The sequence below is a fragment of the Trichococcus sp. genome (genome assembly GCF_049589555.1).
Lineage (GTDB): Bacteria > Bacillota > Bacilli > Lactobacillales > Aerococcaceae > Trichococcus.
The window spans coordinates 1-2920 of record NZ_JBAWAZ010000202.1 but is presented as its reverse complement, the minus strand read 5'-3'; the positions used below and the strand labels follow the sequence as shown (position 1 = coordinate 2920).

Annotated in this window: 2 protein-coding genes; both read right to left on the bottom strand. The window is 55.3% G+C overall.

Annotated elements, in window-relative coordinates; translation table 11 throughout:
* A partial coding sequence (locus WBV27_RS07700) for a collagen binding domain-containing protein (RefSeq protein WP_424200886.1) occupies window positions 1–2362 on the bottom strand: 2362 nt, incomplete at its 3' end.
* Between the two features lie 137 nt (window positions 2363–2499).
* The coding region (locus tag WBV27_RS07695; protein ID WP_424200884.1) for a class D sortase at window positions 2500–2920 on the bottom strand (421 nt) is incomplete at its 5' end.

Here is a 2920-nt window from a genome sequence, read left to right as displayed (position 1 = left end):
TGTCCGGATTGAAGGTGGCCGAGCCGTTCGACTCGCCGGAACCGCTCGAACCGTCATTGGCCCAAGTCATGTGGACGCTGTTTTTGTAGGATCCGTTCGTTTCCGGTTTGGTTTGGTCGTGGTTGATGTCGGTTGTGTAGCTGATGACGACTTTCTTGCTGACGGTTGCGGTGAAGGCAATCGTCAGTTGGCGGGTATTCGTATCGAAGGCCCAAGTGTATTGGTCCCCTGCCGTCCAGGCTTGCCCGTTATGGGTGATTGCAAGATCCCTCGGGGTGAAGCCGGCCGGAAGCGTATCGGTTACGTTCACGCCAGTCATCGTGTACTCGTCGCCGTTCAGAGTGATCGTCCAGGCGGTCGTTTTGTTGTTGTAGTTGGTCTTGCCGGAATTGTTCGCTTTCAGCAGGACTTGTTGGCCGATGCCTTGGGTTGCTTCGTCCTTGTTGCCGAATCCATCGATGATGCTGTTCTTGACGGAAAGTCCCGCTTCTACGCGGTTCTCGGCGGTCGTCTTGTAGACGATCTTGTAGGCACTCGTCAAAGCATCGTTGAATTGCAGGCTGAAGCCGGTAGCGGTTTTGGTTATTGTGTAATTGTCCACCGCTTCTTGGCCCGTTTCCGCGCCCGTATTCGGATCGATCGTCACGCGGTAAACCGTAAAACCATCCTTAGGCGTGCTTGTGTAAACAAGTTTTTGATTCGATCCGAAGGTGTCCGTCAAAAGGGCTTTGTCCTGCGGAATCGCTTTTTCGTTGTAATTGTACTTCACTTCCCAGCTGATCGTCTGGGTCCGGCTGTCGTAAGCTTTTGCCGTTTTGTCGAGCGGTATTCCGCGTTTGACCGCGACGGTCGCTTGCGCAGATACCGGTCCCTGATTCGAGCCGCTCAGGCTGACATTGTTGCGGTAGCTGGTTCCGGCATCATCCTGGATTACAGTCTCATAGACCAAGCGATAGGCCGAATCGATCGTGCCGAGTTGGAGCGGGAAAGCCCCGCCGAAACCGTGGTCGGTCACTTCGACAGTCTTCGTTTCGTCGATCGTGCCGTCCGCGTTCATGGAAAGCTTGTAGACTTTCAGCGAGCCTGCCTTGAAAGTATGCTCTCCGACTGCCGCTGCGTCGGTCACGACGGCATCTTTGATCACGCTCAGGTTTTTGTTGAGATCGACGGTCCACGTAATGGACTTCGTATTGTAGGCCTTGTCCGGCACCCCAACCTTGGCGATCGCGTTCGCGTTCGGGATGAACTTGATCGGATAGGTGAGCGTCGCGCCGCCGGAAACCGGGAAGTTGATTTCCGTATCCGCCTGGCCCTTGTAGTGCGCATCAAATTCGGAGAACAGCTTGATGTAGCCGCTGATGTCGGACCGATCCTCGATGTTCTCGTTGAACGTGATCACGATTTCCCGGTCGCTCGTGACGACGAAGGTCCCGAAGACTGTGCCATCCTGCGACTTCAATGGGGTCGCTTCCGGATTCGGCAGCACCTTGAACACTTCCGGGATGACGATTGAATAGGTCGAGCCGTCTCCGTAGCTGTGCCCGTTCGGCAAAGCGAACGAATAGTTGATCGCAACTTGGAAGACATCAAACGGATTGGCAACCGTGATCTCTTCACCCGGGACCAGGACTACTTCGGTCCCGTCAGCCAGTCGTTCCAGCAACTCGACATCCGTGATCAGGTTTTCCGTGATCACCTGTGCTGAATACGCAAGGCTTCTTGCCATCAACGCTGGTGTTGCTGCTGCTGGTTGTTCCGCTTCTGCTTCAGGCTGTGCTTCAGTCGCTTCCGGTTCTGCTGCTGGGGTATTTTGGGCAAATTGCAGCAGAACCGTCTTTTCTGTTCCGGCAAGCTGGAACAGCAGTGTGGCCTCTGTAGCCGCTGCGATGACGTCCGCATCAAAGCCCGCCCGGATCGTCAGACTGCCGGCAGCTTCCGGATGATCCGCGGCCGCTGCGTTGAAGCGGATGGCCACTGTTCCGTCCAAATCCACCTGATAGGTCGCTATTTCGACCCCATCATCCGACAGGAGGCTGCCTTGCTGCGTTTCCTTCACTTGCAGCTGCATCGGCAGCAGATAGCTGAAGCTGTCGTCCGCCTGTGCATCCACACCGGTCAACGACCAGTCATATGCGATCAGGACGTCATCGGCGCTGGTGATGCTGGCCGCCTCATTCTGGATTTCGCCGAGGGCATTGCCTGTTGCGTCGGTGACATGCACATCAGTCAGGATGCTTTTTGTATTCTCACTTGCTGCTGCATAAATCGGTGCGAGGGCACCGGTCAACGTATTCAGCAAAAGCACAAAGACCAAGGCAAAGGCACCCATCTTTCGGGCCCCGTATTTCCTGTTCACATTCATTCTCTCTTCTCCTTTTGGCTCAAATAATCCTATGATACTATCTGGATAAACATAAAAATTTGAAGCAGGTGCTATCTGTCCGTTTGTTTCATTGCGTGGCTGGACAGCGTGGGCTGCCTCAGCTGGTGGCAACCCCTTTACTCCTGAGCGGCAGCGCTCGCTGCCACTGGGTAGGCGTAGATGATATAGCGCTCCGGTGCCGACCCGATGTAGCTGAAGGGATAACAGGTCGAAAGCGTCAGCAGCTCTTCGCCGCGCGGGGTGATGACGGTTGTGTCATCCGCGGCGACGATTTCTGATTCGCGCATCTCATATTCGTAGCTGCCGTAACCCATATCAACGATAAAGCGGTCACCGGGCTGCAGTTCACCGAGCCGTTGGAATACGGTCCCCTTGTGCCCGGACAGCAGGATCTGTTCGTTCCCGCCCGGCAGCGCAGTCGTCGCGTAATGACCGACGCCTTTCATGAGCATCTCCTCGTCCGTGCCTTCGATGATGGGATAGGTTTCCTCGAGTGCCGGTATCGAAAGGATTCCGATAACATCATCGACTTGGTAG